This is a genomic window from Ancylobacter sp. WKF20, assembly GCF_029760895.1.
Classification (GTDB): Bacteria; Pseudomonadota; Alphaproteobacteria; order Rhizobiales; family Xanthobacteraceae; genus Ancylobacter.
The window spans coordinates 406,596-433,129 of the sequence record NZ_CP121679.1 but is presented as its reverse complement, the minus strand read 5'-3'; the positions used below and the strand labels follow the sequence as shown (position 1 = coordinate 433,129).

Below are 26,534 nucleotides of genomic sequence, written 5' to 3'. Positions count from 1 at the left end.
GGGGCGCCGCTGGCGCCTCACCGCTCCCGCCTTGCACATATCGGCCTGATCGTCCTCCTCATCGGCCTGACTGGCGGCTTCACCGGCCTCGGAATCTGGCAGGTCCAGCGCCTGTTCTGGAAGCTCGACCTGATCGCCCAGGTGGACGGCCGCATCCACGCCGCCCCCGTCCCCGCGCCGGCCACCGCCTCCCCGGACGACGCCTATCGCCGGGTACGGATTGAGGGCGAATTTCTCAATGATCGCGAGACCTTAGTGCAGGCCGTCACCGAGCTCGGCGGCGGCTTCTGGGTGCTTACGCCGCTGGTGATGGCGGATGGGCGGACCGTGCTGGTCAATCGCGGCTTCGTCCCGCCCGAGCGCCGTGAGCCCGCGACCCGATCGGTCGGGCAGATCGCCGGCCCGACGCAAGTCATTGGCCTCATTCGCCTTTCCGAGCCCGGCGGCGGTTTCCTGCGCAGCAATGACCCGGCCGGCGACCGCTGGTACTCGCGCGATGTCGCCGCGATCGCGCAGGCGCGCCAACTCGTTGATGCCGCGCCCTATTTCGTCGATGCCGAGGCGTCACAGGGCCCGCAGGGCGCCCCCGTCGGCGGGCTCACCGTGGTGCGCTTCACCAACAACCACCTGGTCTACGCCCTCACCTGGTTCGGCCTTGCCCTCATGAGCCTCGCCGCCGCCATCTGGCTCCGGCGGCGCCGTTAAATACCCTGTTTTCAACGACTTACGTCGGACACGAAAAAACGATGAGCGGGGACGCGCGGCGCATCTTGCCGCGCCGAGTCCCCTGCCTACATCTGCCCCGGGCCGCAAATGACCCTGTGGAGTGTATGATGTCGTCGCGTTTCGTCCGTTTCGATCCGGAAACCGTCGCCCTGCTGAGCCGCTGCATGACGCGCGCCGAAAGCGAGGCCGGTACATTCGGCCCGCAGGACGATTCGCAGGACCGCCGCACCCGCCTCGCCGCCGCGCTGATCGAAGCCGCCAGCCAGGGTGAGAAGGACGAGGAGCGGCTGGTCGATTTCGCCCTGCGCGTCCTGCCCGCCTATCGCGGCAGCGCCTTCATGCGGATGTGAGGCGGCAGATGGGCGTCAGCCGGCGGCGTTCAAAACACCGCAATCTCGCCGCTCCGCGCGCGATGCGGGCATTGTTCCGCGCCGGGAAGATAAGGTAGGCTTGCGCCATGACCTCCGCGATCGCCCTGCTTGATTTCGGCATCGACCCGCGCCTGATCTACGGCGCGATCTGGCTTGTCGCCATGATCGGCATGAGCGTCGTTGTGCTGTTCGGGTTTGGCGACTAGACGCACGCCGAAGCAGCAACGCGCCTGCGGCGCAGGCCGCTGAAATCGTTAAACTTGATATTTCCGGAATGTGGAGTGGCTGGGGGACCTGGATTCGAACCAGGACTAACGGAGTCAGAGTCCGCAGTTCTACCGTTAAACTATCCCCCACCGAAGCGCCCTGAGGCGCTTTTCGGGGCCGGGCCGGTGAAACCCGCATCGGCGGGAAACGTGGCTCGGCGGCAGTGGCGCGGTCTATAGCGCCTCCTGCGGGCTCGGTCTACCCCCCTTTCGCCGCCGCCGTCACGCTTTCCACTGCTGAGCGCGCGATCACCTTCTGCTCCCTCATTCCGGCGCTCCTCGGCCGGGAGCACCGAAAAGCCCCCGCGCCTGAGGCATGACTGAAAAGCAGGCGCAGGGTGCACATTGCGCATAGGAGCAGCGTTTAAAGGTATTATTACACCCTTATCGCGCCGTTCAGGCACCCCGCTCCCCTCCGAGACCGAAAAGCCTTGCCGAAAGCTTGCACCTATCCATGCGTGAGCCTCAGTGCTGTCATGCAGCATAATGACTTTTGCGGCGCACCAATCGGTCTATATTCACTGGCATACAGAATGCCTTGAGAGACATGGAGAGCTCAGATGAGCACTTTTTCGCTGACCCACCGCACCACCCCGGACTTCTCGCGCTTCTTTGAGGGCGTCGCTGCTTTCTTCGAGGCCGTCGGTGAAGGCCGCCGCATCGCCCAGCGTTACGAGACCCTGTCGCGCCTGTCCGACGCCGCTCTGGCCGCCCGTGGCCTGACCCGCGCCGACATTGCCCGCGTCGCCGTCAACGGCCGCTGAGACGACCGGCCGAAAGGCTTGAGGCCTCCTCCGGCCCGCGAATGCGCAGAACGACGCTGTCGGAAGCCCCCACAGCGTCCATGACGGTGAGACGGACAAAACCAGAGCCCGCCGGCTGCCAGAAATAGGTAGCTGCGCCTGCCGGTCCGCCTCCCGCGAGAACCGCCGGCACACCGTCGATCAGCACGGTGAGCCCGCCACTGCCGCCGTTGACCTTCAGCGGCAACGCCTCCCCCTCCCCGCGCTCAAGCGACGCGCCGTCGGGCGGGAAGGCAATCCTTGGACCCTCCGCTGACGCCAGCTGCCCCGCGTTCCGGCCGAAATGCCGGAGCGGCGGCGGCAGCTCTGCGTTCCGCGCGACGATGGCGCCGCGCGGCGCCGCCCGCAGCGGCGCGGGCTGGCTCACCAGCCGGGAGAACGCCTCGAACAGGATGGGCGCTGCGGCCTCGCGGCCGATCATGCCCGGCACGGGCTGGCCGTCCGGCCGCCCGACCCAGACCGCGATGGTGCGCCGTCCGTCGAACCCCACCGCCCAGGCATCGCGATAGCCATAGGATGTGCCGGTCTTGAAGGCGATCCGCCCGGCCCGCTCATTTTTTGGCGCGGGCGTGCCGGCGAGCGCATCGGCGAGATACCAGGCGGCCACCTCGCTCATCAGCCGCGGCGCCTCCCCCGCCCCGGTCACGCCCTCGTCCAGCCGGGCGCGCAGATGATGCGGCGCGCCGCCATTGGCGACGCCGGCATAGAGCCCGGCTAGCGCCTCAAGGCTCATGCCGACACCGCCGAGCCCGACTGCCAGGCCCGCCACCTCGCCCGCCGGCAGATGAAGGCCAAAGCCGGCCGAGCCCAGCCGGGCGGCGAGGCGCTGTGGCCCCACCGCCTCCAGCAGCACGACAGCCGGCACGTTGAGCGACAGTTGAAGGGCCTGCCGCACCGGCACCGTGCCCTGATAGTCGCGGTCGAAATTGCGCGGCCGATAGGCGCCAAAGCGCACCGGCCGGTCCTCGATCAGCGTATCGGGATGGGCAACGCCATCCTCGAAGGCGAGGCCGTAAATGAAGGGCTTCAGCGTCGAGCCGGGCGAGCGAATGGCGTGGGTGAGATCCACCGCCCCCGCGCGGCCCGCATCGAGCGGATCGCCGCCGGAGACTCGCGCCAGCACCTCGCCGCTCGCATTGTCCACCATCACCAGCGCCAGCGAGACCTTCGGACCGAGCGTGCGAAGCCGCTCGCCGGCCAGCTCCTTCAGCCGCGCCTGCGCCGGCGCGTCGATGGCGAGGCGATGGCGCGCCTGGGCGGGCCGCTCGGCGCGTGCCGCCTCGGCCGCATGGGCGGCCAGCATCGGCATGGCCTGCCGCTGCGCGGGGATCGGCGCGCGCTGGGCAAAGGCGATCTCGGCCGCGCCGTACAGCCCCGTCTCCTCCAGCCGCGCCAGCACCTGCGCGCGGGCTCGCTCGGCGCCGGCGGGATTACGGTCCGGCCGGCGGGCTTCCGGCGCCTGCGGCAGGGCGACCAGAAGCGCGGCCTCGGCCAGCGTAAGCCGGCGCGGCTCCTTGCCGAAATAGGCGAGGCTCGCCGCGCGCACGCCCTCAATATTGCCGCCGAAGGGCGCGAGGGCGAGATAGAGCGCGAGGATCTCGCGCTTCGACAGCCGCGCTTCAAGCTCGATAGCGCGCTTCATCTGGCGCCATTTGGCGGCAAGGCTGCGCTCGGCGCGCGGCTCCATCAGCCGGGCGACCTGCATGGTCAGCGTAGAGCCGCCGGAGACGATGCGCCCGCCGAGCAGCATCTGCCCGGCGGCGCGGATGAGCGCCAGCGGGTCGACGCCGACATGCTGGTAGAAGCGCCGGTCCTCATAGGCGACGAGCATGTCGAGATAGCGCCGGTCGACATCGCCGGGCATCGCGGCCAGCCGCCAGCGGCCGTCCGGCAGGGCGAAGGGGCGCAGAAGCCGCCACTCGCGGTCCAGCACCTCCACGGAGGTCGCGATTGACGCCACCGGAGGCGCCGCCGCCCGCACGCCGACCACCCAGGCATAGGTGCCGCCAGACAGCAGGATCCCGCCGAGCAGGGCAATGCCCGCCCCGCGCGCCAGCCGACGTCGGACGGCGCACCTCATCACCGTGCCGCCCCCGTCACCTCGACCTTGCCGGGCTCGGTGCGGGCATAGCGGCCCGGCCGGTACATGTCCTCGACGATGGCCGGCGGGTGGGCATAGCTGCCGGGCGAGACGGCGCGCACTATATAGGCGACGCGCAGGCTCTGCGGTTCCTCGCCTTCCTGCGTCAGGTCGAAGGCAGCGGCGAAGAAGGCGTCGCGGAACTCGGTATGGGCGGGGTCCGAGGTCTCGCCGATCCAGGCGAGCGTGCCGGTGTCGGCGCCAACGGCGAGGGCCGGATTGTCGATCTCGAAACCGGCCGGCAGATAATCCACCAGCAGCACATGGCTCGGCGCCGCCTCATCCTCGCTCGCATCCAGTACCACGACGAGCCTTGTGTTCTGCGCCACCTTGGCCGGGTCCACCGGCGTGCCGTCCAGCGTGAAATAGCTACGGGTGAGCGCGAAACCCTCGGCCGAGGCGGACTCGGGGGTCGCGGGCGGGCCGTCGATGGACACCGCGACATCAAGCGGCGCCGTGCCGCGATTGGTCAGCTTGATCGGCGTCGCCAGCTCGGCCGGGGTGAGCGTGCGCTCATAGATGCCGCTGGTGAGGCGCCCATCGACCTCCACCGCCAGCCCCTTGCCCTCGCGCGCGGCGCGGGCGGCGAGCAGCAGCCAGGCATCTTCCTGCGTCGAGGTCGGCCCGGCATCGACGAAGGCGGTGGCGAGCCGGGACCGCGCGGTGCGCGCCGTGCCGGTGAAGCCGGCTTCCGAGGCCAGCGTCGCCACGCCCGCCGCGTCGCGCAGGATCGAGCCGAAATCGGCGCGCCCGGAGGTCAGCGTCTCCGGCGCGTCCGGCAGCAGTTCCAGCGCCGCCCCGAACACCCGCTCGGCGCGGGTCTTGTCGCCGAGCATGGCGAGCGCCGCGCCAATCTGGCCGCGCGCCAGCGGGCTCTGTACGTCCTCGAGCTTGGCATCGGCGACGTAGCGCAGATCGCCGAGCGGGGCACGGCCATTGCGGGCGAGCACATAGATGGCATAGGCGGTGCCGTCATCGGTCGCGCCCTCGCTGGCATAGGCCACCGCGTTGCGCAGCCGGTCGAGCGCCATGGTGAAGGGCTGCTCCGGCACCTTGTGGCCCTTTTCGCGGGCACGGGTGAGGAAGTCGCTGACATAGGCGTCAAGCCAGAGGTCATTGCCGCCCGCGCTCCACAGGCCGAAGGAACCGTCCGAGCCCTGCCGGGCGATCAGCCGGGCGATGGCGTCGCGGATGGTTTCCGCCGGGTCCTTCAGGCGGAACCGCTCGGCCGTGCCGAAATCGCTGAGATAGAGCAGCGGGAGGGCGCGGCTGGTGAGCTGTTCGGAGCAGGCGAAGGGGTAGCGGTCGAGCGCGCCGAGCAGCGCGGGCACGTCGAGCGCCGGGTCGGGTCCGGCGAAGACGGTGACGCCGCCCGTGCCCGGCACGAGATCGGCCACGAGATCGCGGCTCAGCGTCAGCGAAGCGCCGGGCGCGATGGCCTCCACCGTCCGGCGCGAGATCGCCGGATAGGCCGGGCGCACATTCAGCCGGTAGTCGCGGGTAACGCTGAGGCCGCCGGGACCGGAAAGCCGCAGCGACAGCTTCGCCTCGCCAATCCCCGTGCCGTTCAGCGCGACATTGAAGGCCTGCCGCGCGCCCTTGGCGAGCGGGATGGTCTTGGGCGCGCTCGGCACCGTGATCGGGCCTTCCGTCACCACATCGAGCGCATAGTCGCCGGCCTCGCCATCGACATTGGCCAAGGCGAGATTGAGCGTCGAGCGGTCACCGGCGGCGAGGAAGCGCGGCAGCGTCGCGGTGAGCACCACCGGGTCGCGGATGATGACATCGGCCGAGGCATGGCCGACGGCAGCCGCGGACCACGCCACCGCCATCAGCCGGCCCGTGCCGTCAAAGGGGGGAATGGCGAAGTCGATGGTGCCGCGCCCTTCCGCGTCCAGCTTCACCGGGCCGGCGAACAGAGCGAGCGGCGGCTGTGTCGGCGGCTCGGCCTGAAGGCCCGCGTCCATCGCGTCGCCACCGGCGCGCAGGCGGCCGCGCGAACCAAGCATGCCGTCGATCAACTGGCCGTAGAAGTCGCGCACCTCCGTGCCCAGCGCGCGCTGGCCGAGATAGAAGCCATCCGGGTCCGGCGCCTCGAAGCGGGTGAGGTTGAGAATGCCGACATCGACCAGCGCCAGCGTGACGAAGGCTTCGCCGTTCCCGGCCCCGGCGACGGTGACGGGAACCGAGAGCGTCGTCTCCGGCCGCACCAGCGTCGGGGCGTCGAGCTTCACCTCCAGCCGGCGCGCGGACTGGTCGACGCCGAACCAGGCAAGGCCGATGGCCCGGCCGGGGTTGCGGCCGGCCGCCACATCGAGCGGGCGGTGCAGGAAGGCGAGCGCATAAGCGCCCGGTCCCCAGCCCGCCGCGACGGGGAAGTCCACCGTGCTGGCGCCGGCCGGCACGTCGAGCGTCTTCGCGGCGAAGACGCCGTCGCCGACGATCAGCACGGTGGCGGAACCGGCATGGCGGCTCGCGAGGTTCACCTTCAGCGTCTCGCCAGCGGCGTACTGCTTCTTGTCGAGACTAACCTCCAGCCTGTCCGGCGCGTCGGCCGTCGCCCCGCCGCCCCAGCCGGCCTCGAAGGGCACGGCGGTGACGAGGCTGCCATCGCTCACTTCCAGCCGGTAGCGGCCCCAGCCGACCGGCACGTCGAGCCGCGCCGGTGCGCTGCCGAGATCGAGCTTGCCATCGGCCACCTTGGCGACCGACTGCACCGGCTCGAAATCCCAACTGCCGCCCAGGCGATACCATTGATAGCGGGTCTCGATGCGGTAGAGCGCCCAGCTCGCGCCGGGCCTCGCCACAGAGGCGCCCGCCGCATCAAAGGCCTGCACCTCGAAGCTCGCATTGGCGTTCTCGCCCGGCCCGCTCGGCCCGAAAAGAGGCTTCACGCCCAAAACCAGCGGCGCCGGCTCGACCGGAATCACCAGCGAGCGGCGCACCGCGCGCCCGCCGCCTTCCTCCAGGCTGACGAAGATTTCCGCCTCCAGCGGACGGGCGGTTGGCGGCAGGGTCGGCAGCAGGGCGGAGAGCCGCGCCTTGCCGGCGGCATCGGTGGTGGCGAGGTCCGGCAGCGCCGCGCGCACCGGCGCGAAGCCGTCATCGGGGCGGCCGAACTGCCAGCCCGGCAGGTTCGGGCGCTCCTTGGCGACGCGCACCTCGATCTCGCCGGCGATTTCCAGCCCGGCGGCCGGGGGGCCGAACAGCCAGCGCCCGCTGGCATCCACCGTCACCGGCGTTTTTGGGGCGATGCGGGTCGTGGTGCTGGAGAGGTCGAGCGCCAGCCGCTCCGGCACATAGTCTTCGAGCAGGAACGTCGTCTCGCCCACGGGCTTGCCGCGCGGGTCGACATAGGCCTCGATCCGCCACACCCCGGTCATCGCGCCGCTCATCAGCGGGAAGACGACCGCGCGCCCGCCGGCGCCGGCATCCTCGGCGACGACGCGGCGCTCCTCGACACCATCGGGCCGCTTGAGCATGAGCGTCAGCGGCACGCCAGCCACCGCCTCCACCTGCGGGTTACGCAGCAGCGCGGTGAGATGCACCTCCTCGCCGGAGCGGTAGACCCCGCGCTCGGTGGTGAGGAAGGCGTCCATCTTGTCCGGCGCCGCCCGGCCACCGACGCCGCGATCGGTGAGATCGAAGGCCTGATCTTCCAGCGACAGGAAGGCGTAGTCGCCATCCTTGGCGCGGGCGACAAGCACGGCCGGGGCGAAACCGTCAGTGCCACGCATCACGCCCGGCGCGAAGGCGGCGCCGCCAGTGGCGTCGGTGGTCGCGGTCGCCAGCACCTCGTTGGACTTGGCGAGCAGGCGCAGCTCGACATCGGCCAGCGGCTGGGCGGTGCCGAGCGCGCGCACCATCACGGTGAGGCCGGTCGAGCCGGACAGCGCGGTCATGCCGAGATCGGAGACGACGAACCACTGCGTCGCCCTCGTACCCCATTCGTCGCTCGGGTCGGCGGCGGAACCGGCCGGGCGGGCGGCGAGCACATAGACGCCGGGCGCCAGCGTCGGCGCGGCCTCATCCACCGGGAAGGCGGTGGTGACGTCCTCATTGAGCGGCGACGCGGTCTCCAGCTCGCCCTTGAAGACCAGCTCGGCCCGGCCGGACTTCAGCCGCTCCAGATCATAGCCCGCGAGATCGCGGCGGAACTCGCCATCAATGGCGGTGGGAATGAGGCTCCGGTCGCCGATGCGATAGAGCTCGACGCCGACAACCGAGGTGTTGACGCTCACCAGCGGAATGCCGCGCGGGCCGGTGCGCGGCAGCACGTAATTGCGCCCGGTGAAGCGCACGCCCGGCTTGCGGTCACGCACATAGATGGTGAGGTCGGCCGCGGCGGCCAGCGGCTCGCTCGCGATGCTGGAGGGCAGGCCCTGGCGCAGGCCGACATCATAGCTCTCGCCATGCTTCAGCCCCTCGACGCAAAGCTGGCTGTCCTCGAAGGACACCGCCGGCTTGTCGACCACGCCCTGCGGGCCCTTCAGCGTGACATAGGCGGCATAGTCCGTCGCCTTGGCCAGCGGCTCGGAAAACTGCACGCAGATGCGCGGGCTCGCCGCGTCCGAATCGACGCTGTAGTCGAGCATGCGGAAGCCGCGCTCGGCGCGCAACTTGTCGTAGAAGGCCCGCTGATCGGGAACGTTGGCGTAGGTCAGCGCGAGGGTGAGCGTGTCGAGTGCCGCGCGCCAGAGCTGGCGCTGGTCGTAGAGATGGCCGATGGCGAACAGCGCGTCCGCCTGCTGCGCGCGGGTCGTGGCGTTGCGATAGGCGAGGAACGCCGCGCCCTGCGCCCGCTCCAGGAACACGTCGCCGCTCTCGTCGTCATTCGGCTTGATGCGCGCCAGCGCCCGCGAGAGCCGCAGCCACGCGCCGGCATCGTTGCCGGCGGCATGGGCGAGCTGGCCGTAAAGATCGGTCGCGGTGCGCGCATCCCCCGCCGCCAGCGCGGCATCGGCGTCCTTGCGCAGCTGCGCGGCGGGCTTGGGCAACGGCCCGCGCTCGCGGTCGAGCAGCGCCTGCAGCCGGCGCGCGGCCTCGACAAGATCCTGCCGGGTAAAGGTCTTGGGCAGCGCGTCCTGCGCCGGGGCTCCGACGGTCGCGGCCGCGCCGGTCGCCGAGGGCTTGCCCGCCTGGGCGGCTGGCTTGGTGGCCTGAGCGGCCGGCTTGGCCGCCGGCAGCACGTTCTGCGCCATGGCCGGCGCGAGCATCAGCGCCAGAACCAGCGACGACGCGGCGACGGCGCGCCCGAGAGAGGAAAAAGCCAACCGCACGCCACCCATAGCACCACCTCGAAAGATCCCGCCCCGGCGGGTGACGTCACGATAGGCCGAAATCCGCGTCCGGGCCATGACGTCAACCATTCACCGGCTGCTCGCCGGCCCCTCATCGCGCCCCTGTCCACCGGCGCGGGGCCAACCCTCGCGCGCGGCGCGGCGGGCGCGGATGTCACACAGCCGAGGATTGCCGCGCCGCTGCCATTGAATAGCCGTCCGCGCTTAGGTATACGGGCCGACATCCATTTGGGGGCCTGCCGTCACAGCCGTGCCGGGAGACGCTCCGATTCAACCGTGGCCGGACGCGGCCGCCGAGACCAGAGGCTTTCCATGTCGACCACGTTCGAGACCGTCGCCAACATCATCGCCGAGACGTGCGACATCCCGCGCGAGAACATCACGCCGGAGAGCCACGCCATCGACGATCTCGGCATCGACAGCCTGGACTTCCTGGACATCGCCTTCGCCATCGACAAGGCGTTCGGCATCAAGCTCCCGCTCGAGAGCTGGACGCAGGAAGTCAACGAAGGCAAGGCGACGACCGAGCAGTATTTCGTGCTCAAGAACCTTTGCGCGCGCATCGACGAGCTGATCGCCGCCAAGTCCGCCTGATGGCGGCATCGCGACGTAGGGGCAGGACGGTGTAATGCGGCTCGAATATTTTCAGATGATCGACAAGGTGCTGAACCTCGACCTCGAGGCCCGCACCCTGAAGACGGCGAATATCGTGCCGGATGAAAGCCCGATCTTCGAGGGGCACTTCCCCGGGCACCCGCTTCTGCCGGGGGTCCTGCTGTTCGAAATCATGGCGCAGAGCTGCGGCATGCTGCTGCTCCGCCTGCATAATTACGACCGCATGGCGTTCCTCGCCTCGGTCGACAAGGGCAAGCTGCGGACCTTCGTCACGCCCGGCCAGGTCATCGAGGTGGACGCGCGCATGGAGCATGACGGCTCCGGCTTCGCCCGCCTCAAGGCCGAGGGTCGCGTCGAAGGCAAGCTCGTCTGCAACGCCGACATCACGCTGAAAACCATGCCGTTCCCGGCTCCGGAGCTGCGCGGTTACCTTCTTACTACAGCCGAGCGCATCGGCATGCCGATGGAGCCGCCGGCCGTCGCCGGCGCTGCCGCGGCGTGCTCAGGAACTCTCTCGCATGTCTAATCGTCGTGACGTCTGGATCACCGGCATCGGGCTCGTCTCGTCGCTGGGTGAAGGGCTGGAAGCGCACTGGCAGGCCCTGTCGGCCACGCCGAAGCCTGTTACCGACGAGGGCAACTTCCTGCCCTACGTCGTGCATCCGCTGGCGAAGATCGACTTCGACAAGCAGATCCCCAAGCGCGGCGACCAGCGCCAGATGGAACCGTGGCAGCGCATCGGCACCTATGCGGCCGGTCTCGCCCTCGTTTCCGCCGGCATCGCCGGCAACAAGGACATTCTCTCCACCACCGACATGGTGGTGGCGGCGGGCGGCGGCGAGCGCGACCAGTCGGTCGACGGCGCCATCCTCACCGACATCGAGAAGCAGCCGAAGCCGGACGTGTTCCTGAACGAACAGCTTCAGTCGAACCTGCGCCCGACCCTGTTCCTCGCCCAGCTCTCCAATCTGCTGGCCGGCAACATCTCCATCGTCCACGGCGTCACCGGCTCCTCGCGCACCTTCATGGGCGAGGAAAGCTCCGGCACGGACGCGGTGCGCATCGGCTGGTCGCGCATTGCCGCCGGCACGAGCGAGATCGCGCTGGTGGGCGGCGCCTATAATGCCGAGCGGCGCGACATGCTGCTGCTCTTCGCCCTGAAGCGCCTCGCCATGCACGCCCCCTGGGCGCCGGTGCTGGCCGACCCCAAGGGCGTGCCGACCGGCTCGGCCGGCGCCTTCCTGGTTCTGGAATCGCCCGAGCACGCCACGGCGCGTGGGGCGAAACCCATCGCCAAGCTCTCCGGCGTCTGGTCCGAGCGCGCGCGCCGCAACGATCCCGCCGCCGTCGCGGCGGTGCTCGAAAGCCTCATCAACGAGGCCAAGGGCGCGGATGTTTCCGGTACCGCGATCCTCTCCGCCGCCTCCGGCGCGCCGGAGCCGACCCGCGCCGAAGTCGACGTCCTCACCCGCAGCGGCCTGCCGGTGCGCTCGGTGACCGACCGCGTCGGCCACGGGCTCGAGGCGCAGATGCCGGTCGCGCTCGCCCTGGCGAGCCTTGCAGTTTCGGAAGGGCAGCTCTTCGCCCCGCTGCCCGGCGAAACGCTTGAAAAGCCTTTCGATGGACCGCTCTCCCGTGCCATCGTTACCGCAGTGGGGCATTGGCGTGGGGAAGGCGTCGCGCTTGTGGAGCGCGTCGACTGATCCCCGTTTGCGGAAGCTGAGGCTTCGCAGGAGCAGAATATGGCGTCCTATACCGACAAGGCCGGCCGGCCGATCGTCGTCGTTACCGGCATGGGCCTGGTCACGTCGCTTGGTCAGGGCAAGACGGACAACTGGGCGAAGCTCACGGCCGGCAAGTCCGGCATTCATCGCATCACCCGCTTCCCGCTTGATGCGCTGAGGACCACCATCGCCGGTACGGTCGACTACCTCTCCGAGAGCGGGCGCACCGCGCCGGACCTCTCCGAGGAACTGGCCCAGCTCGCGGCGGAAGAAGCGATCAGCGAATCGGGGATCGGCTCCAAGGGCGACTTCCCCGGCCCGCTGTTCTGCGCCGTGCCGCCGATCGAGCTGGAATGGCCGCAGCGCCGCATCCTCGGCCAGGAAGCCGCCGCCAACGGGCCGATCTCCTATGACGACCTGCTGCGCGCCGCCGAGGCCAATGGCCACGACGCCTGGCACGAGCGCTTCCTCTACGGCTCGATCGCCGATCATCTCGCCGACCGTTTCGGCACGCGCGGCCAGCCGATCTCGCTGTCCACCGCCTGCGCCTCCGGCAACACCTCGATCCAGCTCGCGGTCGAGGCGATCCGTCGCGGCGATTGCGACGCGGCGCTGTCCATCGCCACCGATGGCTCGGTGACCGCCGAGGCGCTCATCCGCTTCTCGCTGCTGTCGGCTCTGTCGACCAATAACGAAGTGCCGGAAGCCGCCTCCCGCCCCTTCGCCAAGAACCGAGACGGCTTCATCATCGCCGAGGGCGCGGGCGCCCTGGTGATGGAGAGCATGGAAAGTGCGGTCGCGCGCGGGGCGAAAATCCTCGGCGTGATCGAGGGTGTCGGCGAGATGGCCGACAGCTTCCACCGCACCCGCTCCTCGCCGGACGCCAAGCCGGTCATCGGCTGCATGCGCCGGGCGCTGGCCGACGCGGCCGTGACGCCGGACGAGATCGACTACATCAACGCCCATGGCACCTCGACGCCCGAGAACGATCGCATGGAGTTCACCGGCATGACCGCCGTGTTCGGCGAGCGTCTGGCGGGCATTCCGCTGTCGTCCAACAAGTCGATGATCGGCCACACGCTCACCGCCGCCGGCGCCATCGAGGCGGTGATCTCGCTGCTCACCATCCAGAATGGCCGCATCCCGCCGACCATCAATTACGAGCTGCCGGACCCGGCCATTCCGCTCGACGTGGTGCCGAATGTCGCGCGCGATGCGCAGGTGAACCGCATCATGTCGAACTCCTTCGGTTTCGGCGGGCAGAATGTCTGCCTGATCATGAAGGGCTCGCCGGCGTGATCCACGCGCCGGTGCCGCCGACCGCGCGCCCGAGAGGCGATGCGGGACGGGGCGCCACCGGCAGTACCGGCCTTGGCTTCCACCCTCACCCGGCCCTGCGGGCCGGCCTCTCCCCATGCGGGAGAGCAGACGACAGGCACCACCCAGCATGACCCAGCGTGTTCTCGTCACCGGCGGCGGGCGCGGCGTCGGCGCGGCCATTGTGCGCGCCGCGGCGCTTGCCGGCTTTCACGTCGTCTTCACCGTCCGCACCGCCGCGGCGGAAGCCGAGGCGCTGATCGCCGACATCAAGGCCGAGAAGCCGGACGCCTCGCTCGAGGTGCGCGCGCTCGACCTCGCCGACAAGGACGCGGTCGAGGCCTTCGCCGCACAGGTGGCGGAGGAGCCGGCCTATTTCGGCTTCGTCCATAATGCCGGCATGAGCTACGACACGCTGGCGGCGATGGTCGACCAGACCAAGGCCGAGCAGCTCATGCAGGTCAATTACTGGTCCTTCGTGCGCATCGCCGGCGCGCTGATCCGGCCGATGACGCGCGCCCGCGCCGGGCGCATCGTCGCCATCGGCTCGATCGCGGCGGATGTCGCCAATGCCGGCAACGCCATCTATGCCGGCTCCAAGGCCGCGCTTGCCGGCTATTGCCGCACGCTGGCCATCGAGACGGCGCGGCGCGGCGTCACGGTCAACGTCGTCGCCCCCGGCTTCGTCGACACGGCGATGCTGGCGCCCTACGCGGCCTATCGCGCCAATGTCGAGAAGCAGATTCCGGCCGGGCGCTTCGCGGCGCCCGGGGATGTGGGGGCCGTGGTCGGCTTCCTGCTCTCCCCCGGTGCCGCCTATGTGACCGGCGCGACCCTCCCGGTGGATGGCGGTCTCACCGCCGCACTAGCCATCCAGCGCTGATTTCGTTATCCAGCCTCGTCTTTCCGCGGGCGGCCCGCGCGGCACCTCTGGCTTTTGCGGCCAGCAGGGCCGATGCGAGCCGCCGGCGCTGCCTCGGAGTGTTTCATGCGCGCGCTGCAACTGGTTTCCGACCGTGAACTCAAGCTCGTCGACCTGCCGGAGCCGGATGCTCCGGCGCCGGGCGAGGTTCAGGTCGCCGTCAAGGCGCTGGCGCTGAACCATATCGACGTCTGGGGCTGGCGCGGCATGGCCTTCGCCAAGCGCAAGATGCCGCTGGTCGTCGGCGCCGAGGCGGTCGGCGAAGTCGTCGCCACCGGCGAGGGCGTGACCCGCTTCAAGAAGGGCTCGAAGGTCGCCATGTATGGCGCCCTCACCTGCGGCCAATGCCGCATGTGCAAGTCCGGCCGCGACAATCTCTGCGAGGAAGTCGCCGGCGTCATGGGCTTCCATGTCGATGGCTTTGCCCGCGACACGCTGAACATCAAGGACCGGCTCTGCGTGCCGATCCCGGACGGCATCTCCTGGGTGGACGCGGCCACCGCGCCCGTCACCTTCTCCACCGTCGAGCACATGCTGTTCGACAATGCCAAGCTCGAGCCCGGCGAGACCGTGCTGGTCCACGCCGCCGGCTCCGGCATCGGCACGGTGGCGATCCGCATGGCCAAGGAGATCGGCTGCACGGTCATCACCACGGCGGGCGATGACGAGAAGTGCGCCAAGGCCAAGGCGCTCGGCGCCGACCATGTCATCAACTACAAGACCGAGCGCTTCGAGCACGAGGTCCGCAAGATCACCAAGAAGAAGGGCGTGGACGTCGTCTTCGAGCATGTCGGCGCCGAGACCTGGAACGGCTCGCTGCTCTCCATGCGGCCGGGCGCGCGCCTCGTCACCTGCGGCTCGACCTCGGGCGTGTCGGTGAACATGAACCTGATGCAGCTCTTCCAGCGCCAGTACCGCATCATCGGCTCCTTCGGCGCGCCGATCCGCGCCATTGCCGACGGTCTGAAGCGCATGGAGCGCGGCGTGCTGCCGGTCATCGATTCGCAGTACCCGCTGGAGCAGTTCGGCGCCGGGCTGGAGCGGCTGGAAACCCGCCGGGTCTTCGGCAAGGTGGTCATCACCTTCTGATGGCAAACGGGCGCCTTCCCCGCCGATGAGCACGGACACCTCGCCGCGCAAGCCGTGGAGCCTTCGCATCCGCGATGGCTTCCTCTCGGCCGGCGTGTGGACGCTCACGCGCCTGTTGCGGATGCAGAACCCGCAATTCTCCGCCTGGGTCGGCAGCTTCTGGGCCCGCGCCATCGGTCCCTTCACGCCGATCCACAAGGCGGCGTTGAAAAACCTCGCCCTCGCCTACCCGGAGAAAACCGAGGCCGAGCGCCAGGCCATCGCGCGGGGCATGTGGGACAATCTCGGCCGCATGGCCGGCGAGTTCGTCCATCTCGACCGCATCTGGCAGTACAATATGTGGGAGCCGGCCAAGAGCCGGATCGAGACCACCGGCGTCTCCAACTTCGTCGCCATGCGCATCGACGGCAAGCCGGCGCTGGTGTTCACCGCGCATCTGGCGAACTGGGAACTGCCGGCCATCGCCGCCGCCGCGCAGGGGCTGGACAGCGCCGTGCTGTTCCGCGCGCCGGACAACACCTTCTTCGCCGACCTGCTGTTCGGCGCCCGCAGCCAGGTGATGGGCAACCTCGTCGCCGCCTCGCATGTCGCGGTGTTCGAGCTCGCGGCGGTGCTGGACCAGGGCAAGCATCTCGGCATCCTCGTCGATCAGGCGCGCAAGGGCGGGCCGATCGTGCAGTTCTTCGGCCGGCCCTGCACCACCAACCCCACCATCGCCCGCCTCGCCCGGCTCTATGAATGCCCGGTGCACGGCGTGCGCGTCATCCGCCTGCCGGAAGGACGCTTCCGCATCCAGTGCACCCCCGCTCTCAATCTGCCGCGCGACGCCAAGGGCAAGATCGACGTGGACGGCTCGATGCAGATGATCACCTCGGTCGTCGAGGGCTGGGTCCGCGAGCATCCCGAGCAGTGGACCTGGTTCTACCGCCGCTGGCGGATCTGACGGGGACGCGCTGCGGGGTCAACCAATCCCCTTGCTCGCACGCCGCCTTACACCCAACACGCCGTCATCCCCGGGCTTGACCCGGGGATCCACGACTTTCCCTCGTACCACCGACCGAAGTCATGGATGGCCGGGCCAAGCCCGGCCATGACGGGTTGGCAGGCGCTGCCTTGGGCCATGACGAGCCGGCGAGCGGCGCGCCATCCCTCCCGTTCCCCGGACAAGCCGCGCATGGCGCGGCGCCGATCCGGGGTCCAGCGCAGGACTCCGCCGAAGGCGGCCCTTCCTATTCCCGTCGAAAAGAACACGGCCCAAGAGTCTCCCGCTGGGTCCCGGCTCGCCTTCCGCTGACGCTTCAGGCGTCCGGGATACAGACCTCGCGCCGCACTCACCTCGCGCCGCCCCTGCTCCCCGAGCCCCCCAAGAGAAAACGGGCGCCCGGTTTCCCGGACGCCCGTCTGGTCTCATCGGCCACGCGTGCCACCGACCGCCACAGGGCGGCCCGGCGAGCCCTTCAGCTCACTTGCCGCGCTTGAAGTCGGTCCACGTCTTGGTGACGACGCGCTGGACCTTCTGCGGGTAGGTGGTGACGGTGAAGAGGTTGGCCAGCGTGTCCTTGTCCGGGTAGATCGCCGGGTTGTCGAGGATCGCCTTGTCGATGAACTTCTGCGCCCCCTCATTGCCCGAGGCATAGGAGATGAAGTTGGAGTTCTTCGCGGCGACCTCGGGCTTCATCATGTAGTTGATGAAGGCCAGCGCCTCCTCGGGGTGGGCGGCATCCTTCGGGATGGCAAAGTTGTCGAACCACATCAGCGCACCTTCCTTCGGGATGATGTACTCGATGTTGATCGGCGGCTTGCCGGTCTTCTGGGCGGCTTCCTCGGCGCGGGCCTTGGCCTGGAACACGTCGCCCGACCAGCCGACCGCGAGGCAGATGTCGCCGCCGGCCAGCGCGTTGATGTAGCCCGAGGAATCGAACTTCTTGACGAATTTGCGGATCGGCGCCAGCAGCTTGCCGGCGGCCTCGATGTCAGCCGGATCCTTGGAGTTCGGGTCCTTGCCGAGATAGCGCAGCGCGGTGGGGATGATCTCCTCCGGGCCGTCCAGCATGTAGACGCCGCAATCCTTCAGCTTGCCGAGCAGTTCCGGCTTGAACACGATGTCCCAGCTGTTGAGCGGGGTGTCGCCGAGGCGCTGCTTCACCTTGTCGACGTTGAGGCCGATGCCGGTGGTGCCCCACATATAGTTCACGGCGTAGTCGTTGCCGGGATCATAGACGGCGAGCCGCTCGGAGATGACCGGCCACTGGTACTGCAGGTTCGGCAGCTTCGACTTGTCCAGCTTCATGAACACGCCGGCCTGGATCTGGCGCTGCAGGAAGGAGCCGGTCGGCACCACCACGTCATAGCCGGTCTTGCCGCCGAGCAGCTTGGTCTCGAGCACCTCGTTGGAGTCGAAGACGTCGTACCGGACCTTGATGCCGGTTTCCTTGGTGAACTCCTCCAGCACCGACTCGTCGATATAGTCGGACCAGTTGTAGACGTTCACGACCTTCTCCTGAGCCGACGCGGGCGCGACCGCCAGCGCCGCCAGAAGACCGGCCGCGAGTGTCGAAAGGAGGCGAGACATCCGTTTCTCCTTGGGCAAGTAAAGTGATCAGCCGAATGGACCGGTGAGGGCTCCGGGCGGCAAGGCTAGTGCCTCGCCGATCCCCGCTCAAGTGAAACTCCCCGGCTCGTGCCCAATCATTGGTCACAAGCTGGGGACGCTCACAAATAGGTCTCGTATTCCAGAAGATTGATCCGCCGCTCGAAGGCGAGCAGTTCCGTCTCCTTCATGATGGCGAACACACGCTGGTACTGGGCGCCGAAGGCCCGGCCGACGAACTCCGAGCCCGCGAAGCGCCGCACCGCCTCGCCCATGTCGTAGCTCAGGAGCGGGGCTTCCTGCTCATAGGCATTGCCGGTCAGCGGCGCCGGCGGCTCAAGGCCCTTCTCGATGCCCTCCAGCATCCCCGCGAGGATGCCGGCGAGGACGAGATGGGGGTGAGCGTCGGCGCCGGCGATGCGGTGCTCCAGCCGGCGCGCCTTCGGCCCGCCATTGGGCACGCGCACGGCGACCGCGCGGTTGTCGAAGCCCCAGGACACGCTGGTCGGGGCGTAGCTGCCGGGCACGAGGCGGCGGAAGCCATTATAGCTCGGCACATAGAAGACGCAGGTATCCGCCATGGTGGCGAGCATCCCGGCCGCGGCGTTGCGCAGCAGCGTCTCGCCCGCCTCGCCCTGGCCGAAGGCATTGGCGCCGGAGCGGTCGGCAAGGCTCACATGCACATGCATGCCGGAGCCGGCGAAGTCGAGGAAGGGCTTGGGCATGAAGCTCGCGCGCAGCCCGTGCTTGCGGGCGACGCCGTCGATCAGCCGGCGCAGCAGGATGGCGTCATCCGCCGCCGCCATGGCGTCGGTGCGGTGATAGAGGTTCACCTCATATTGGCCGGGCGCCGCCTCGGAGATCACCGTGTCGGCCGGCAGGCCCTGAATGCGCGCCGCCTCGCGGATTTCGTGCAGCAGCCCGGCATAGGCGTCGAGGTCCGACATGGAATACATGTTCTGCCGCGCCGGGCCATTGGCAGAGGCCGGGAACACCGGCTCGGGCACGCCGCCGGGGCCGGGGGCGGGCTTGATGAGATAGAATTCCAGCTCGAAGGCGACGCAGGGATGAAGCCCCCGCGCGGCAAGGCGCGCCACCTGCGCGGCGAGCTTGTGGCGCGGATCGAGATCCCATGGCCGCTCGCCGCCCCGCCCGTCCGGCTCGTTCATCGAGATCAGCACCTGCGCCGCCGGGCGCGGCGACCACGGCACCGGCTTCAGCGTGCCCGCCACAGGGCGGCAGATGCCGTCGCGATCGCCGGTCTCGATATGGATGCCGGTCTCCTCGACCTCGCGCCCCCAAATGTCCAACCCGAAGATCGAGAGCGGGATCGCCACCCCGTCACCCCAGATCTTCCCGCCCGCCGTGCCTGGAATCCATTTGCCGCGCAGCACGCCATGGGTGTCGGGCAGCAGCACCTCGACAATGTCGGGGGTGCCATGTTCGGCGACATAGGCGCCGAACTCATCGGCAGGACGGGAGGAAGACAGCGCCGCGGCAAGGTCCGCAGCTTCGGGCAATGGCATGATCCACCTGGCAGAATGCGTCAGTCGATTGTGCTCACGCCGACGCGGTGGTGGTCAAGCGCCGCCCCGCGACGTGAGACACGCCCTTTTGCCATGCCGGACGGCTTGACGCACGCGAAATGTGATCACATTGTCACCGCGACTTCATGATGAGCAGGTGCGCCATGCCGCTTCCCACTTCCACCGCCGAACTGCGTGCGCTCGACGCCGCCCATCACCTCCATCCCTTCAGCGATACCAAATCGCTGAACGAGGAAGGCTCGCGCGTCATCCTCAAGGCCGAGGGCGTGTGGCTGACCGACTCGGACGGCAACCGCATCCTCGACGGCATGTCGGGCCTCTGGTGCGTCAATGTCGGCTATGGCCGACAGGAGATCGTCGATGCCGTCGCCAAGCAGATGGCGGAGCTGCCCTATTACAACACCTTCTTCAAGACGACGCACGGCCCGGCCATCGAGCTCGCCGCCAAGCTCGCCGAGCTGACGCCGAAGCAGTTCAACCGCGTCTTCTTCACCGGCTCGGGCTCGGAGTCGAACGACACCGTCATCAAGCTCGTCCGCCGCTATTTCCAGATCAAGGGCAAGCCGGAGAAGAAGGTCATCATCTCCCGGCACAACGCCTATCACGGCTCCACCGTCGCCGCCGGCAGCCTCGGCGGCATGTCGCCGATGCACGGCCAGAGCGCGATCATTCCCGACATCGTCCACATCGCCCAGCCCTATTTCTGGGGCGAGGCGCGCCAGGGCGAGACGCCGGACGAGTTCGGCCTGCGCACCGCCCGCGCGCTGGAAGCGACCATTGACGCGCTGGGCGAGGACCGCATCGCCGCCTTCATCGCCGAGCCGATCCAGGGCGCCGGCGGCGTCATCATCCCGCCCGCGACCTACTGGCCGGAAGTCGCCCGCATCTGCCGCGAGCGCGACATCCTGTTCGTCTCCGACGAGGTGATCTGCGGCTTCGGCCGGACCGGCAGCTGGTTCGGCTGCGAGACCTTCCACACCGAGCCGGACATCCTCGTCATGGCCAAGGGCATCACCTCCGGCTACATGCCGCTGGGCGGGGTGATGGTGGCCGACCGCGTGGTCGAGGTGCTGCTGGAAGGCGGCGACTTCAACCATGGCTACACCTATTCCGGCCACCCGGCCGCCTGCGCCGCCGCGCTCGCCAATCTCGCCATCATGGAGCGGGAGAACCTGATCGGCCGCGTCGCCAATGATGTAGGCCCGTATCTGAAGGCGCAGTGGTCCAAGCTCGCCGAGCACCCGCTGGTCGGTGAGGCGCCGATGATGGGCCTCGTCGGCGCGCTGGAGCTGACGCCGGACAAGGTCGGCCGCACCAAGTTCGCCGATGTCGGCAAGGCCGGCACGCTGGCGCGCGACTTCTCTTTCAAGAACAACCTCGTCATGCGCGCCGTGCGTGACCGCCTCATCATCGCCCCGCCGCTCACCATCTCGCATGGCGAGATCGACGAGCTGATCGCCCGCGCCACCAAGACGCTGGACGAGGCCTATGCCGAGCTGAAGCGCTGGGGCTGGGTGCACTGAGGGCGGGCTGAGACCATCGCCGGCGGCACGGGTGCGCGAAACGTGCTTCAATGCCGCCGGCACGGACTATAGGGAAAGCGCGATGAACCTCGTCACCCCCGTCGGCGAAGGCTCCGGGGTCAGCCCGGCCCGCACCGCGGCGCTGCGCGCGGAGGCCGAGGCGCTCTATCTCGGCACGCGGCCGAAGACCCGCGCGGCCGCCGGCGCCGCCGCGCATCTCTATCAAGGTGTGCCGATGCACTGGATGGTGGACTGGTCCACCCCGGTGCCGCTGGTGGTGGCGCAGGCGTCCGGCGCCCGCCTCACCGATGTCGACGGCAATGGCTATGACGATTTCTGCCTCGGCGACACCGCCTCGCTGTTCGGCCATGGCCCCGCGCCGGTAGCCGAGGCGCTGACGCGGCAGGCGCGGGCGGGGCTCGCCACCATGCTGCCGAGCCCGGACGCGGCCATTGTCGGCGACCTGCTCGCCGCCCGCTTCGGCCTGCCCTACTGGCAGATCGCCACCACCGCGACGGACGCCAACCGCTTCGCCCTGCGCGCCGCCCGCGCCGCCACCGGGCGCCCGCGCATCCTGGTGTTCGACGGCGCCTATCATGGCGCGGTGGACGAGACCTTCGTCGAGCTCGGCCCGGATGGCCGCGCGCGCAACGCGCAGGGCCTGCTGGGCGAGCCGCGCGACCTCACCGCGCTGACCCGCGTCATCCCGTTCAACGACATCGCTGCGCTCGAAGAAGCGCTGGCCGACCGCTCGGTCGCCTGCGTCATCACCGAGCCGGTCCTGACCAATTGCGCGATGGTGCTGCCGCAGCCCGGCTTCCACGACGCGCTGCGCGACATCACCCGCCGAACCGGCACGCTGCTGCTGATCGACGAGACGCACACCCTCTCCAGCGGGCCGGGCGGCTACACCCGCAAGTTCGGGCTGGAGCCGGACCTGTTCGTGGTCGGCAAGGCGATCGCCGGCGGCGTCCCGACCTCGGTCTGGGGCATGAGCGCGGACGTCGCCGAACGCCTCACCCGGGCTCGTGCCAGCCAGCCGGACGGGCGCTCAGGGATGGGCACGACACTGTCGGGCACCGCGCTCCAGCTCGCCGCCCTGCGCGCGACGCTGGAGGAGGTCGCCACCGACGCGGCCTATGCGCATATGAACCGGCTGGCCGACCGGCTGGAGGCGGGCCTTGCCGAGGTTCTGGCAAAGGCGCGCCTGCCCTGGCATGTCGCCCGCTGCGGCGCCCGCGTGGAAGTCGTCCGCGCCCCGCGCCCGCTCAGAACGGGCGGCGAGGCCCATGCGGCGCATTACGCGGATCTCGAAGCCACCATCCACCTCGCCCTGCTGGTGCGCGGCGTGCTGATCTCGCCCTTCCACGACATGATGCTGTGCTCGCCGGCGACGCAGGACGTGCAGGTCGACCGCCTCGTCGCGGCGACGGCGGATGTGGTGCGCCGGCTGGTGGGGTGAGCCCCCCCGCCACGAGCATCTTGCGAGGCCCGGCTGGGCCGGGGAAAGCCGAGGACGACGCCTGCGGCGGTGTATTGCGCTGGATCCCGGCTCGGCGCTTCGGCTGCGCCTCCGCTGGGCCGGGACACGTTACTCGGAACAACGCCCCTGTTTCCCGGACAAGCGGCGCACAGCGCCGCGCCGATCCGGGATCCAGGAGAGACTCCGCGCAGCGTCCTAATCGCGCATCAGGCGGGCGGCCGCCCCCTCAGCCCCGCTCGGTCGGAAAACCCGCTTCCTTCCACGCGAGGATACCGCCGGCCATGTGGCGGTAGAGGTCGATTCCGGCGGCCTGCGCGGCGGCGGCGGCCTTCTGCGAGCGCTGGCCGGAGCGGCAGGAGAACACCAGCGTCTTGCCGGCGGGATCGGGCAGCGCCGCGGCATCGAAGGTGGAGAGCGGGAAATCGACCGCGCCGGGAATGCGCTCGGCGTCGAGTTCGTTCGGCTCGCGCACATCGACCAGCAGGATCGTACCGGCCTCAAGCCCGGCCTTCACCTCGTCCACCGACAGGTTCTCGATCACGCCACCGAAGGGATTGGGCTGCTGCATCGTCACGCTCCTCGCTGTTGGTCACCGAGGTAGACCCGCGGCGCGGGCGCCGCAAGTACCCCCCGCAAGTCCCCGTCAGCCGGGCTCAGCGCGGCTGCGGCTTGCCCGGCCGGGCGACGACGATGCCGGCCACCACCATGGCGCCGCCAATGGCGACCATGAGCGAGGGAATTTCACCGAACAGCAGGGCCGCCATGCTGGTGCCGACGACGATCTGCAGCAGCAGCACCACCGAGATCAGCCCGGCCTGAAGCCGCCCGAGCGCGAAGGTGGTGAGCCCCTGCCCGGTCGCATGGGCGACAAGGCCGAGGCCGACCACCGCGAGCAGGCCCTGAAGGCTCGAGGGCACCAGCGTCTCGCCCGCCGCGACGGCCCAGACAAGGCAGAAGATGGCGGCAGTGCTGGCGGCGATCAGCGAGACCATGCCGCCGCCCAGCGCCGGGCCATGGCTCTGGCCGCTGCGGCGCACGAGGCGGGTCATCAGCATATAGCCGGCGTAGCAGGCGGCGGCGGCCATGCAGAGCACGTCGCCATAGACGCTGACGCCATCGCCCGGCACGGCGGCGGCGCTGCGCGAGATGATGAGCACGGTGCCGCCGAGCGACAGCACCAGCGCCAGCAGGAGGCCGCGCGAGGGCCGCTCGCCCAGCGCCAGCCAGCCGATCACCATCACGATGACCACCGCCAGATTGGCGATCAGCAGCGCGTTGGCGGTTGTGGTGTGGGCAAGGCCGAGATGGAAGGCGACGAGATCGGCGCCGAAGAACAGCCCGGCCATCATGGAAATGAACAGCTGCCGGCGGGTGAACAGCACGCGGGGAGTACCCGGCGCACGCGGCGCGCGGCGCTCCAGCGCCCGCTGCTCGGCCACCGCCCAGATGATGGTCGGGCCAAGCGCGAAAACCAGCCGCCAGAAGCCCACCGCCGCCGGGCCGACATCGGCGAGGCGCACGAAGATGGCGGAGAAGCCGATGCAGATGGCCGCCAGCACCACGGCGAAGAACGCCTGTCGGCGCAGCGCCGCCTCATGCAGGTCGGCGGTCGACGCGGGGGAGAGCAGGATGGCACCCTCGGCGGCGGCCGGGGCAAGGGCGGCGGGAGGCGGAGACATTGCCGGGCTCGACACAGGACATGCAGGGAGTGGACGACGCGGTCCTACTCGACCGCGCGCGGCGTCCCGCACGGGGAAAGCGCCGATGACATCTGGATACACCGCGAATTGGCATCGCCAAAGCGACTTTATTTTGTCGATACATTCATGATGGTGATATAAGTCGTCAGCGCGGCGGCCGACGCCGCCTGCCCTGTGACCCATGCGTTCGGGAGGACGCGCAGGAGGACGCCGATGCGCCATCTCGATACCGAATCGCTGGGAATGCTGATCGCCATCGTCGATACGGGCGGCTTCACCGCCGCGGCCGAGCGGGTGGGCCGCACCCAATCGGCGGTCTCCGCGCGCATCGCCCAGCTCGAGGAAAATCTCGGCGTGCGGCTGCTGGAACGCTCCCGGCGCGGCATCTCGCTGACCGAGACCGGCGAGCGGCTGGTGGCGCATGCGCGGCGCCTGCTTGCCTTCGAGAGCGAGGCGCTGGCCGATCTCAAGGGCGGCACGCCCGAGGGCAGCGTGCGCATCGGCATGCCCGATGACTATGTCGACGCCTATTTCACCCCGACCATCGCCCGCTTCGCCGCCGCCTATCCGCGCGTGGAAATCTCCATTCGCTGCGACCTCTCGAAGAATCTGGAGCCGGAGGTCGATCGCGGGCAGATCGACGTGGCGCTGCTGACGCGCGACCTCACCCGCCCGACCGGCGAACTGCTCAAGAAGGAAAAGCTGCTCTGGCTCGCCGCGCGCGGCCACCGGCCCGAACGCAACGACCCGCTGCCGCTGGCGCTGTTTCCCACTGGCTGCCGCGTGCGCCCGCACATCGCCGCCGCGCTCGATAAGGCCGGGCTGAACTGGCGGGTGGCCTGCACCTCCTCCTCGCAGGGCGGCGTGCATTCGGCGGTGGAGACCGGGCTGTGCATCACCGCTTTGCCCGAATGCGCCGCGCCGCCGGAATGGCGCCGCCTCGGCGCCGCCGATGGCCTGCCGCCGCTGCCGGACATGGAGATCGGCCTCTTCCTCGCCCCGGCCGCCTCCCCCGCCGCCCGGCGCCTCGCCGACACGCTGCGCACGGCGATGGCCATGCCGAGCGCCGTGATGCCCAGCGCGGTGGTCCCCGGCAGCGTCGCGGCGGCCTGAGGCCGCCATCGTCCCGGCTATCGTCGTCCCGGCCGTCATCGCAAATTCACATGCAAAGCGCGCCCGCTCGCGCTAACGCAGATGGATGAGCGACACGACCCGCGAGCGCACCACCGACACCGCCGAGACCACCGGTAGCCCCGGCGAGGTGTTCGGCGCCTTCCTCAAGCTCGGCCTCACCTCCTTTGGCGGTCCGGTGGCGCATCTCGGCTTCTTCCGCGAGGAACTCGTCGCCAAGCGTGGCTGGCTGAGCGAGCCCGCCTACGCCAATCTCGTCGCGCTCTGCCAGTTCCTGCCCGGCCCGGCCTCCAGCCAGGTCGGCATGGCCATCGGGCTGATGCGGGCGGGGCTCGCCGGCATGGCCGCCGCCTGGGTCGCCTTCACCCTGCCCTCCGCCCTGCTCATGCTCGGCTTCGCCTATGGCGTCGTCGCCGCCGACAAGGCGGGAATCGGCGGGGGCTGGCTGGCGGGGCTGAAGGTTGCCGCCGCCGCCATCGTCGCGGACGCCGTGCTCGGCATGGCGCGCAATCTCTGCCCGGACCGCGAACGCCGCACCCTCGCTCTGCTGGCCGCCGCCGCCGCGACGCTGCTGCCCGGCGCGTTGGGTCAGGTCGGCGTCATCCTCGCCGGCGGGCTGATCGGCGTGGCGCTGCTCTCGGTCGAGCCGACCCATGTGCCCGCCCCCGGCCGGCATCTGCCAGGGCGCACGGTCTCCATCGCCGCGCTCGTCACCTTCGCCGTGCTGCTGGTCGCGCTGCCGCTGCTGGCGGCCACGCATCCCGGCCTCGCCTTGTTCGACACCTTCTACCGCGCGGGATCGCTGGTGTTCGGCGGCGGCCATGTGGTGCTGCCGCTCATCGAGGCGGAGGTGGTGCATCCCGGCGGGGTGACGCGCGAGGCATTCCTCGCCGGCTATGGCGCGGTGCAGGCGATGCCCGGCCCGCTCTTCTCCTTCGCCGCCTATGTCGGCGCGATCATGCCCGGCGCGCCGAACGGGCTTGCCGGCGGGCTCATCGCGCTGATCGGCGCCTTCCTGCCCTCGGCGCTGCTGGTCTATGGCGCGCTGCGCTTCTGGACCGCGCTGGCGGCGCAGCGGCGGGTGCGCAACGCGGTCGCCGGCATCAATGCCGCCGTGGTCGGCCTGCTCGGCGCCGCCTTCTGGGATCCGGTGGTGTCGTCCAGCCTCACCTCGCCGCGCGCGGTCGCGCTGGCGCTGCTGGCCTATCTTGCTCTGGCGCTGTGGAAGGTGCCGGCCTGGGCCGTGGTGGCGGGCGCCGCGCTGGCCGGCGCCCTGCTGCTGTGAGG

The 26,534-nt window shown here is 69.7% G+C and carries 20 protein-coding genes and 1 tRNA gene; 14 read left to right on the top strand and 7 right to left on the bottom strand.

The annotated features are described in order from the left end of the window. Positions 1 to 39: 39 nt before the first annotated feature. On the top strand, positions 40 to 705 hold the full coding sequence (locus tag AncyloWKF20_RS01980) for an SURF1 family protein (protein ID WP_279317852.1): 666 nt from the start codon (positions 40 to 42) through the stop codon (positions 703 to 705). 128 nt (positions 706 to 833) lie between these two features. Beyond that, positions 834 to 1,076, top strand: coding sequence for a hypothetical protein (locus AncyloWKF20_RS01975; protein WP_267583126.1), 243 nt, complete (start codon positions 834 to 836; stop codon positions 1,074 to 1,076). Positions 1,077 to 1,379: 303 nt separating this feature from the next. On the opposite strand, the gene AncyloWKF20_RS01970 is transcribed toward AncyloWKF20_RS01975, so the two are convergent. Continuing rightward, a tRNA-Gln gene (locus AncyloWKF20_RS01970) sits at positions 1,380 to 1,453 on the bottom strand. Positions 1,454 to 1,923: 470 nt separating this feature from the next. Here AncyloWKF20_RS01970 and AncyloWKF20_RS01965 point away from each other — a divergent pair. Next, positions 1,924 to 2,127 carry a DUF1127 domain-containing protein gene (locus tag AncyloWKF20_RS01965; protein ID WP_279316297.1) on the top strand — a complete coding sequence of 68 codons (204 nt, stop codon included), beginning with the start codon at positions 1,924 to 1,926 and terminating at the stop codon, positions 2,125 to 2,127. On the opposite strand, the gene pbpC is transcribed toward AncyloWKF20_RS01965, so the two are convergent. Together pbpC and AncyloWKF20_RS01955 are read right to left on the bottom strand one after the other, a co-directional pair. Next, positions 2,114 to 4,246, bottom strand: a complete 2,133-nt coding sequence (pbpC, locus tag AncyloWKF20_RS01960; protein ID WP_279316296.1) for a penicillin-binding protein 1C — start codon at positions 4,244 to 4,246, stop codon at positions 2,114 to 2,116. The two genes, AncyloWKF20_RS01965 and pbpC, sit on opposite strands and share 14 nt — an antisense overlap. Next, positions 4,246 to 9,585, bottom strand: coding sequence for an alpha-2-macroglobulin (locus AncyloWKF20_RS01955; protein ID WP_279316295.1), 5,340 nt, complete (start codon positions 9,583 to 9,585; stop codon positions 4,246 to 4,248). The genes pbpC and AncyloWKF20_RS01955 overlap by 1 nt, the downstream gene beginning before the upstream one ends. 333 nt (positions 9,586 to 9,918) lie before the next feature. Here AncyloWKF20_RS01955 and AncyloWKF20_RS01950 point away from each other — a divergent pair, with 333 nt between their 5' ends. From AncyloWKF20_RS01950 to AncyloWKF20_RS01920, 7 genes are all read left to right on the top strand, one after another. Beyond that, positions 9,919 to 10,200: an acyl carrier protein gene (locus AncyloWKF20_RS01950; protein WP_018390121.1), complete on the top strand. Its 282-nt coding sequence runs from the start codon at positions 9,919 to 9,921 to the stop codon at positions 10,198 to 10,200. A gap of 34 nt (positions 10,201 to 10,234) precedes the next feature. Further along, positions 10,235 to 10,747 (top strand): beta-hydroxyacyl-ACP dehydratase, encoded by a 513-nt coding sequence (locus tag AncyloWKF20_RS01945; RefSeq protein ID WP_279316294.1) that lies wholly within the window; start codon positions 10,235 to 10,237, stop codon positions 10,745 to 10,747. Next, positions 10,740 to 11,924: a beta-ketoacyl-ACP synthase gene (locus AncyloWKF20_RS01940; RefSeq protein ID WP_279316293.1), complete on the top strand. Its 1,185-nt coding sequence runs from the start codon at positions 10,740 to 10,742 to the stop codon at positions 11,922 to 11,924. Before AncyloWKF20_RS01945 ends, AncyloWKF20_RS01940 begins: the two co-directional genes overlap by 8 nt. A gap of 39 nt (positions 11,925 to 11,963) precedes the next feature. Then, complete coding sequence (locus tag AncyloWKF20_RS01935; protein ID WP_279316292.1) at positions 11,964 to 13,244, top strand: beta-ketoacyl-ACP synthase; 1,281 nt, start codon at positions 11,964 to 11,966, stop codon at positions 13,242 to 13,244. A 148-nt stretch (positions 13,245 to 13,392) separates the two neighbouring features. After that, a complete protein-coding gene (locus tag AncyloWKF20_RS01930; RefSeq protein WP_279316291.1) occupies positions 13,393 to 14,145 on the top strand; it encodes an SDR family NAD(P)-dependent oxidoreductase in 753 nt (250 codons plus the stop codon). A 105-nt stretch (positions 14,146 to 14,250) separates the two neighbouring features. Further along, positions 14,251 to 15,273 (top strand): zinc-binding dehydrogenase, encoded by a 1,023-nt coding sequence (locus AncyloWKF20_RS01925; protein ID WP_279316290.1) that lies wholly within the window; start codon positions 14,251 to 14,253, stop codon positions 15,271 to 15,273. Positions 15,274 to 15,298: 25 nt separating this feature from the next. Further along, positions 15,299 to 16,216, top strand: a complete 918-nt coding sequence (locus AncyloWKF20_RS01920) for a lipid A biosynthesis lauroyl acyltransferase (RefSeq protein ID WP_279316289.1) — start codon at positions 15,299 to 15,301, stop codon at positions 16,214 to 16,216. A 519-nt stretch (positions 16,217 to 16,735) separates the two neighbouring features. Here the strand turns inward: AncyloWKF20_RS01920 and AncyloWKF20_RS01915 are convergent. Then, positions 16,736 to 17,845 (bottom strand): polyamine ABC transporter substrate-binding protein, encoded by a 1,110-nt coding sequence (locus tag AncyloWKF20_RS01915; RefSeq protein WP_279316288.1) that lies wholly within the window; start codon positions 17,843 to 17,845, stop codon positions 16,736 to 16,738. A 140-nt stretch (positions 17,846 to 17,985) separates the two neighbouring features. Next, a complete protein-coding gene (locus AncyloWKF20_RS01910; protein WP_279316287.1) occupies positions 17,986 to 19,383 on the bottom strand; it encodes a glutamine synthetase family protein in 1,398 nt (465 codons plus the stop codon). A 170-nt stretch (positions 19,384 to 19,553) separates the two neighbouring features. Between AncyloWKF20_RS01910 and AncyloWKF20_RS01905 the strand changes: the two genes are divergently transcribed. Both AncyloWKF20_RS01905 and AncyloWKF20_RS01900 read left to right on the top strand, forming a co-directional pair. Beyond that, a complete protein-coding gene (locus AncyloWKF20_RS01905; RefSeq protein WP_279316286.1) occupies positions 19,554 to 20,933 on the top strand; it encodes an aspartate aminotransferase family protein in 1,380 nt (459 codons plus the stop codon). Between the two features lie 82 nt (positions 20,934 to 21,015). Beyond that, entirely contained in the window at positions 21,016 to 22,395 is a 1,380-nt protein-coding gene (locus AncyloWKF20_RS01900) for a transaminase (RefSeq protein WP_279316285.1), read from the top strand. A 247-nt stretch (positions 22,396 to 22,642) separates the two neighbouring features. On the opposite strand, the gene AncyloWKF20_RS01895 is transcribed toward AncyloWKF20_RS01900, so the two are convergent. After that, the gene (locus AncyloWKF20_RS01895; RefSeq protein ID WP_279316284.1) at positions 22,643 to 22,984 is read right to left on the bottom strand and encodes a rhodanese-like domain-containing protein; all 342 of its coding nucleotides are present in this window, start codon (positions 22,982 to 22,984) and stop codon (positions 22,643 to 22,645) included. 85 nt (positions 22,985 to 23,069) lie between these two features. Next, positions 23,070 to 24,095 (bottom strand): DMT family transporter, encoded by a 1,026-nt coding sequence (locus AncyloWKF20_RS01890; protein WP_279316283.1) that lies wholly within the window; start codon positions 24,093 to 24,095, stop codon positions 23,070 to 23,072. A 234-nt stretch (positions 24,096 to 24,329) separates the two neighbouring features. Here AncyloWKF20_RS01890 and AncyloWKF20_RS01885 point away from each other — a divergent pair, with 234 nt between their 5' ends. Further along, on the top strand, positions 24,330 to 25,229 hold the full coding sequence (locus AncyloWKF20_RS01885; RefSeq protein ID WP_279316282.1) for a LysR substrate-binding domain-containing protein: 900 nt from the start codon (positions 24,330 to 24,332) through the stop codon (positions 25,227 to 25,229). Between the two features lie 85 nt (positions 25,230 to 25,314). Further along, entirely contained in the window at positions 25,315 to 26,532 is a 1,218-nt protein-coding gene (gene chrA, locus AncyloWKF20_RS01880) for a chromate efflux transporter (RefSeq protein WP_279316281.1), read from the top strand. Positions 26,533 to 26,534 lie beyond the last annotated feature (2 nt).